General features: G+C 53.8%; 7 protein-coding genes. 2 read left to right on the plus strand and 5 right to left on the minus strand.

Annotated elements, in window-relative coordinates; genetic code table 11:
• Positions 1 to 393 precede the first annotated feature (393 nt).
• Positions 394 to 1,233: an EAL domain-containing protein gene (locus LKE08_RS09960; RefSeq protein ID WP_324704067.1), complete on the minus strand. Its 840-nt coding sequence runs from the start codon at positions 1,231 to 1,233 to the stop codon at positions 394 to 396.
• 985 nt (positions 1,234 to 2,218) lie between these two features.
• Between LKE08_RS09960 and LKE08_RS09965 the strand changes: the two genes are divergently transcribed.
• A complete protein-coding gene (locus LKE08_RS09965; RefSeq protein WP_324704068.1) occupies positions 2,219 to 2,542 on the plus strand; it encodes a metalloregulator ArsR/SmtB family transcription factor in 324 nt (107 codons plus the stop codon).
• A 254-nt stretch (positions 2,543 to 2,796) separates the two neighbouring features.
• On the opposite strand, the gene LKE08_RS09970 is transcribed toward LKE08_RS09965, so the two are convergent.
• The 4 genes from LKE08_RS09970 to gvpA form a co-directional block, all read right to left on the minus strand.
• Positions 2,797 to 3,135 carry a gas vesicle protein gene (locus LKE08_RS09970; protein ID WP_324704069.1) on the minus strand — a complete coding sequence of 113 codons (339 nt, stop codon included), beginning with the start codon at positions 3,133 to 3,135 and terminating at the stop codon, positions 2,797 to 2,799.
• A 57-nt stretch (positions 3,136 to 3,192) separates the two neighbouring features.
• Entirely contained in the window at positions 3,193 to 4,389 is a 1,197-nt protein-coding gene (gene gvpN / locus LKE08_RS09975) for a gas vesicle protein GvpN (RefSeq protein ID WP_324704070.1), read from the minus strand.
• Between the two features lie 117 nt (positions 4,390 to 4,506).
• Positions 4,507 to 5,490, minus strand: a complete 984-nt coding sequence (gene gvpC / locus LKE08_RS09980; RefSeq protein WP_324704071.1) for a gas vesicle protein GvpC — start codon at positions 5,488 to 5,490, stop codon at positions 4,507 to 4,509.
• A gap of 229 nt (positions 5,491 to 5,719) precedes the next feature.
• Complete coding sequence (gene gvpA, locus LKE08_RS09985) at positions 5,720 to 5,938, minus strand: gas vesicle structural protein GvpA (RefSeq protein ID WP_324704072.1); 219 nt, start codon at positions 5,936 to 5,938, stop codon at positions 5,720 to 5,722.
• A gap of 280 nt (positions 5,939 to 6,218) precedes the next feature.
• Here gvpA and LKE08_RS09990 point away from each other — a divergent pair, with 280 nt between their 5' ends.
• Positions 6,219 to 7,001, plus strand: coding sequence for a response regulator transcription factor (locus LKE08_RS09990; protein ID WP_324704073.1), 783 nt, complete (start codon positions 6,219 to 6,221; stop codon positions 6,999 to 7,001).
• The last annotated feature ends 568 nt before the right edge of the window (positions 7,002 to 7,569 follow it).

The following is a 7,569-nucleotide window of genomic DNA, read 5'->3' on the forward strand; positions in this document are numbered from 1 at the left end:
TCAATCCTAGGGTTGTGAATCCTAAAACTGGGGGTGGCTATCGCCTCCTCTCTTGAGGATTGTTAAAGAATTGTTAAAATCTCCACTTCTCCTCTTGACCCTGAGAGTTCCGACCTCATTTAGTATCATGTAATACCAAACTTAGGAACATACAGACAGTTATAAGGCTGGTCAGGGGTGTAACCCTTGTATCCATCCAAGGGGATGGAAGCCTTACCGGGAGGTTGTTTCAGGCATTTCAGCCTTATTTCATTCCCGAACGAATCGCACCCCAATATTAATTGTAGTGTAACGCCGCCGGTTCTCTTGTCGCTATCAGCTCCGGGCTTTGATCACCAGGTAATTTCCCGAATCCCATCCCCCATTACCTGGGCGTCGAGCCATCGCCCTTAATCATCCCAAAAATTGCGTTTGGAGGAGGTGAGGTCGGGTCAGATAACATCCCTGGGCATAATCGACTTCCAGGGCTTTGATCGCTCGGAAAGCCGCCTCACTTTCGACCCCTTTGGCGATGGTTTGAAGGCCGAGCAACTGCCCGACACAGTGAATCATTTCCACGATCGCCAGGTCGGTCGGATCGTCGGCGATATTGTTGACGAAAGAATCGGCTATTTTGAGATAATCGATGCAGAGATAGGTGAGATAATCCAGGGTGCGGCACTGACTCCCCACCCGATCGACGGTCACATAGTAGCCCCGAATTTGCAGTTGGGCGATCGCGTCGGCCGCGGCCTGTAAATTCTCGAGTATGGTCGATTCGGGAATTTCAAAACAGAGCCGATCCGGTGTCAGCTCCCGTTGGGTCAATTCTTCCTCGACCCACTGCCAATAGTTGCGGTCGTAGAACGTCGCACCCGAGAGGTTGATGGCAAAGCGATAAGTGTCCCGAATTTTCTGACTCGATTCCGACAACAGGTCGAACACCGCCGCCATCACCCAGCGATCGATTTCCCCCATCAATCCGCGACGTTCGGCGACGGGGAGAAAAGCGGAGGCCGGAATCACCTGTCCTTCATCGTCGGTGAGTCGCACCAAAATTTCGCAATATCGTTTCGGATCGAGGGTCGTCAGGGAGACGACTTCCTGAGTGTACAGGCAAAATCGGCGCTCCGCCAACGCCCGGGCTATCCGCTCCACCCACCGGCGATCGCGCCACTGGCAGGCGTTCTGGGTGGGGAAAGACTGGACTTGACACTGACTCCTCCGACCAATTTTTAGGGCAGCAGATATCATAATAGTGATTCAACTCCGATTCGGCTGGGACTGCGATCTGGTGTTCCCTGTTTTCAGACTAGCCAAGCCGGATAAAATCACCGTGAAATTTAGATGAGACTTTTCTTAGGTTTGATTGTTGAAGCGAGAGAAAAGGGTTTCGGCTGGTGGGGACGTTCCGAACGGAGAACCGTTCCCCGATGGTATCGTTCAAAAAATTTGAATTCAGCAAGAAATCGCCCTCGTCCTGATCGAAAAGAGGAAAACGGCAAAATCAATCGCTCTGACTCCCGATTGCCACCGCGATCGCCATCAAAATGGGCGGTTCTCAATTGGACGGCGAGATTTTCGACGCCACGACGTTCACCCGTTCAGTTTGAGGACTCGGAGTGGATAGCCGGAATTGGGTTTGAGGGACCCATTTCCATCCGAAATGGAGTTGTAGCGATAATGTCACGAGCGCTGCAAGTATTAGTTTCTCCCACATGATTCTTACCTCTCCCCAACACAAACATTCACGACACCCTAACTTTCTGGTGAGTCAATTCTAGACAATTGTCGGACAAACAACCATGATATCAACCCACAATTGTCGTGATCTGCCGCACCTTATTGTTGTGATTGAAGTCACCAAAAATTCGGTTGTTTCGATAAATTTTCGTTGAAAAGAGAAGGTTGAAGCGTCTGTATTCTCATTTACAGATTTTAACACGTCTGCGGATTTTAGCTCGGTAAAAATACCGAGTTTTTGAAGTGCGATCGCGGCTCATTCCCGGGCGTCGGGCGATCGGCCATGTCCCGCCCCGAGCCGCCCCGTCACATTCGCACCCTATTCCCTCCGACAGATTCGGGCATCGCTTCAGTCTGGCAGGGCCGCGGATCATTCCCGACGGGCGGGGGACGGTGAATCGGGAGTTTCTCTCTCCTCTCTCCTCTCTATTGCCGATTGCCGATTGCCGATTGCCTTCATTTTGCTAGAGTGGATCAAAATATTGCAACTAGATTAATGGCCAGTACCACCGTTAACGCCGCCGCCGACATCACCGCCGGGTTTCACGCCCTTTCCGAGCCCCTGCGGATTCGGGTTTTGGAACTCCTCCGCCACCAGGAATTGTGCGTGTGCGAACTCTGCGAAACCTTACAGGTGAGTCAGTCGAAGCTCTCCTTTCACCTCAAAACCCTCAAGGAGGCGGGATTAGTGACAGCGCGACAGGAGGGACGCTGGATGTATTATCGCCTCAACCTCAGCCAACTGGTGCTCTTGGAAGAATATCTGGCGGAATTTCGCCGTTTCAGTTCCATCCTCCCCGCCCGCCCCTGCTGCGATTAACCCGAGGACAATTGATAATTGATAATTGATAATTCTATCAAATCCGGTTATCCCCTCCTAAACCTCCCCAATCATCGACCGATGATTTGAGCTATGAGAAGAGGGAATTGATTCCCAAGCGGTGCGGATATCCAACCCGTTTTGTTCCGATCATTCAACCGGACTTGATCTGATCATGCGATCGCCCCCCGCTTCGATTGATCCAAGGACAATTGACAACAATCAATTGTTAATTGTTAATTATTAATTGTTAATTATTCTTGGGCGGCTTTGAGCGATCGCACTTCCTGTTGCAGGTGTCTGACTTCCTCCAACAGTTTTTGATTGGATTCGGCCAATTCTCGGGCGTGGGAACTCAAATAGGGATCGCTTTCCCACCAGTTGATCCCGATTTCCTTGGCTTTATCGACGGATGCCACCAGCAGGCGGATGCGGATGTTCAACAGTTCCGTCGATCCCACGGAAACAGAAATATCCCCGGCGATGACGATTCCTTTGTCCAAAACCCGTTCCAAAATGTCGGCGAGGGTGGAACCCGTGGTTGACATGGGAACTCCCCGCTGGGAACTGGATTGACGCGGTTGTGAAGTCATAATGAGAATTGATCATTGATAATTGATAATTGAGAATTATCAATTAATTTTTCATTGCTAGACGGATTGGTGGTTGTCTTCTTGGACGACGAAGAGTCGGTTGTCTTGTTGGCGGAGGTAGCTTTTTCTCAGGAGCGATCGCAGGGCGTCGGTGGTTTGGACTCGGTTGAGGCCGAGGGCCGACTCGATTTCAGAGACTCTGGCGCCGTTGGATTGTTTGAGGTAGGCGTAGACTTTTTCTTCGGTGGTGGGGAGGCGGGTGGGGGCGGGTGAGAGTTGGGGTTCGGGACTCGGCGGGAGAGCGGCGGGTTCGGGTTCGGAAATTCCGGATAGATTTTGAAAGATGGCTTCCAGGCGGTTTTCGAGTGCACTCAGGTCGCCGATCGCCCTCGATAATAAGATATCGCTGCAAACTTCGCGAAATTCGCTCTCGCCCGGGTCGATCGCGATATCATGGTCGCGACAAACTCTGGCGATCATCAAACTGGGCCGCAATCCCGAGGATTTGTCAGCGTTGGTTTGCTGGCGGGCAACGGACTGGATTTTGGGTGTTGCGATGGCGTGGGTGGCGTCGCGGAATTGTCGGACCAAGCCGACGATCAGTTCCGCCTGTTCCGGTTCGACTGCGACTTTTTGGATCAGGATTTCCCGTTGCGTCGCCTCGTCGGGTTCGGGCATATTGATCGTGATCAGGCGATCGAGCAGGGCGTCCTGGGTGCCGTAGACGCCGCAGTATTCCTCGGGGTTGGAGGTGAAAATGGCGCGGAAGTGGGGGTTGACGCGGATGTACTCGGAATTGTTGCCGTTGGGGGGGAGGACGAGCAGTTTTTCTTCCAAAGCCGAAAGCAGGACGTTGTTGACTTCGGGGCGGGAGCGGTTGAACTCGTCGTAAACCAGGGTGAATCCTTCTTTGCAGGCGAGGGTGAGGCGGGAGTCGATCCAGTTTTGTTTGAGTTCGTCTTCGAGTTTGACGACGCTGTGGATGAAGTTATCAACGACTTTTTTGCGGGTGTAGCCGAGTTGGTTGCCGATCATGTCGGAGGATTTCAATTCGTCGTCCCCGAAAATGAGCATGGTGGGACGGTTGAGCAAGTCGGCGAGGTGCAGGGCGAGGGTGGTTTTGCCGGTGCCGGCCGGCCCCCGCAGGTGGACGGAAAACCCGGATTGGAGGTACCGCAGCGCCCGAACCGTCAGTTTTTCAATGGCCGGAGTGTTGACGAATCCTTTGGGTACAGCGCGGAGCACGGTGGTCATGTTGGTTGATTTGGGCTGCAAGGGTGTGGGGGGGGTGGAGGTTTGGGGGACGGAAAAAAGATTTGGGGCCGGGAAAGAACGGTCGAACCCCATCAATCCCCAGCCCCCATTTTTATTTTAGCTTCCGGCGTAGTAAGTGCGATCGCGCTGCGAGATCCGACCTTGTTTGAGGAGCGATCGCAGGGCATCGACGGTTTGAATGCGGTTCAGTTTCAACTCGTCTTCGATATCTGTCAACCGCACACCCTCCCGCTGTCGGATGTAGTCGTAAATTAGCCCTTCCGGGTTCGGAGAATGAGCCGCGGGCGGGGCGGGGCGTTCGAGGGTTTTGACGGGAATGGCGGCGGGTGCAGGTTGTTTCGGAGGTGTCGGGGGCGGTGCCGTTTTTGTCGCTTTGGGAACCGATGCGGGGGGGGCGACGTCGCGGGTTTTGGGCGATGTCGTGGCGGGGGAAACCGGTTTTGTCCCTCCGTTTCCCCAAACCGATTGCGCTAGGGATTGGCGGTAGTCCCGCAGTTCGGCGCGAAATTGGCCGAGATCTTGAAATAATTCCCTGATGTCGGCTTCCCGTTCGGCCCGAGCCGTCTGGAGTTGGTCTTGCAGTTGTCGGGCGACGGTTTCTCGGATCAAATTCAGTTCTTGCAGGTCGCCCTGGACGCGATCGCGGCGTTGCTCTCGATCCTGAGCCCGTTCCCGGTTCTGTTCGTCCCATTCCCGCCGCAATTGTTCGACGGTGGCCTGGAGTTGTTCCCGAAAGGCCTGCAGGTCTTGAGCCAATTGTAAGGCCCTGGCGGTGCGATCGTCGGCGCTCAGGGTGAGAAACTCGGCGGTTTCCCGGGAGAGCGATCGCACGAATTCGTGCAATTCTCCGGCGAGTGCTTCGGCTTTCCGGTGGCGGGTGTCGTTGGTTTCCGCCAAAAATTCTTGATTTTGCCGTTTTAACTGAGAAACAAAAGCCCGTCGCTCCTCCTGCAGCGTCTGGGCCTGGATGTGTCGTTCCTGCTGCCACGAATCGACGGTCGCCCGGAGTTGCTGCTGCCGTTCGGCGACGGCTTGGCGACGGTGATTGTGGCTGTCTTGCCAACCCTCTTTTAAGGCCATGACGTGACGATCTCCCCCAAACTCGGTGGTTGAGCATCGGACACCCCCGCCGGTGTTGATTTCGGACGCCGCCCGACGGCATCTCCCGGCGATCGCTGCTCCCTGAAATTGTGCCGGTGAGGGTGATTCGCTTTTCTGTCGGGGGGGGTCGGAATCCTGCAGGGACGGGCGTTTGAACCCGATGATGCCCGATGCCGGATCATGTAGATAGATGATGAGATGATGCGATCTAAACGGCGGGAACGGCGGCTTGAGCCGTCAGGCCGACTGCTTCGGCATACTTCAGGTACGTTTCGACGGAAGCGATGACAACCCGAGCTTCGACGGCCAGCAGTTCGATCCCCACGAGGGAGACGCGCACCCAGGCATCGATGACGATTCCTTTGTCGAGGATGCGATCGATGACTTCGGCCAAGCTGGAGGACGAGTTTACTTTTTCAACTGCCATGGGTCAATTCCCTCCTGATATTGATGGGTCGGACTCCGATGAGTGAACCCTATATCTAGTCATCATACCGGGGTATGGGGGGGGGACGTCACGTTTTGTTACTTCTTTTAGCATTTGCTAATATTGCTTATAATCTGTACAGTAAACTTTACACCTCTCGTCAAGGTATCTTAAGGAAAGTTGACAATTCATTGGAAAACCCTTAATAAAGATTGCAACCTTCCCGGAGGTGAGTCGTAGTAGGCGGTCGATCTGAACACCCTAGCCAGAGTCTTAGATGATGCCCCGAATTTTAGTGATTGATGACGATCCGGCGATCGCGGAGCTTGTGGCGATCAACCTGGAGATGGCTGGTTACGAAGTCAGCCAAGCCGAAGACGGCATAAAAGGACAGGCCCTCGCGCTGCAACTCCTGCCAGATTTGATCGTTTTGGATCTGATGCTGCCCAAGGTGGACGGATTTACGGTGTGTCAGCGGTTGCGTCGGGACGAGCGCACCGCCGACATTCCCATTTTGATGTTGACGGCTTTGGGGCAGACTCAAAATAAGGTCGAAGGTTTCAATGCCGGGGCCGACGATTATTTGACCAAACCGTTTGAACTCGAAGAAATGCTGGCCCGAGTCCGCGCCCTGTTGCGACGGACCGATCGCATCCCCCAGGCGGCGAAACACAGCGAAATCCTCAGTTACGGTGTCCTGACGTTGGTTCCCGAACGATTTGAGGCAATTTGGTTTGATAAAACGGTCAAACTCACCCATTTAGAGTTTGAATTGTTACACTGTTTGCTGCAACGCCACGGCCAGACGGTGGCGCCGAGCGAAATTCTCAAGGAAGTGTGGGGTTACGATCCGGATGACGACATCGAAACCATCCGGGTCCACATCCGCCACTTGAGGACGAAAATGGAACCGGATCCCCGCCATCCCAAGTACATCAAAACCGTCTACGGCGCCGGGTATTGTCTGGAACTGCCGAGCAACGGCCAATCCGGCAACGGGGATGGGGAGATTTCCGCCGAACCGGCCGCCAGCGGTGTTTCGGACGGCAAAGGAAACGCCTAGTTTCCACTTTCCAATTCAGTCGGGGCGGATTGGATTCGCCCTCGATTTTTTTTGGAATGTTGGGGTCGGATTGGGGTGGGGCGATCGCTCTCTAGCATCATGGGCCGGAGGGGGAATCCATTCGCCAATGGTTGCCGGAATTGCGGAATTTGGAGGCAGGGGATCGGGTGAGGGGAAACGTTGCACCCCGCGATCTGCGAGTATCCGGGGGATCTTCGGCGATCGCGGGGGAAGGGCAAAAACAATTTAAGGCGATTCATAAAGATTTGCAATCAACCCGACCCGATCGCACTCTACAAGTACAGCCTTTCCAACTCTCTACAGGCATGACATAGGGAAGGCAAAGCGATGCGATCGATGCCCCGGGGACAAATTTCTTTAGCCAATATTCTGGCCGAACTTTGGGCTAATTTAATCTGCTCTGCCGGCTTCAGTGTCGAATTTTTATAATCGGTCATTTCATCACAGTTTGGTTCGGACTGATAGTGATTGATTTGACTTCTCCCCGGTCTAAAGACGCGGGGATTCTTAAGCCGTCCAAAACTGAACTCTTAAAGGCATAGTCAAT

Origin of the sequence: Lyngbya sp. CCY1209 (assembly GCF_035615495.1) — a bacterium.
Lineage (GTDB): Bacteria > Cyanobacteriota > Cyanobacteriia > Cyanobacteriales > Microcoleaceae > Limnospira.

Bases quoted from the DNA above. Each gene is read 5' to 3' on its own strand.
- LKE08_RS09990 (WP_324704073.1), top strand. From the start codon at position 6,219: ATGCCCCGAATTTTAGTGATTGATGACGATCCGGCGATCGCGGAGCTT.
- LKE08_RS09960 (WP_324704067.1), bottom strand. From the start codon at position 1,233: ATGATATCTGCTGCCCTAAAAATTGGTCGGAGGAGTCAGTGTCAAGTC.
- gvpN (WP_324704070.1), bottom strand. From the start codon at position 4,389: ATGACCACCGTGCTCCGCGCTGTACCCAAAGGATTCGTCAACACTCCG.
- gvpC (WP_324704071.1), bottom strand. From the start codon at position 5,490: ATGGCCTTAAAAGAGGGTTGGCAAGACAGCCACAATCACCGTCGCCAA.
- gvpA (WP_324704072.1), bottom strand. From the start codon at position 5,938: ATGGCAGTTGAAAAAGTAAACTCGTCCTCCAGCTTGGCCGAAGTCATC.
- LKE08_RS09970 (WP_324704069.1), bottom strand. From the start codon at position 3,135: ATGACTTCACAACCGCGTCAATCCAGTTCCCAGCGGGGAGTTCCCATG.
- LKE08_RS09965 (WP_324704068.1), top strand. From the start codon at position 2,219: ATGGCCAGTACCACCGTTAACGCCGCCGCCGACATCACCGCCGGGTTT.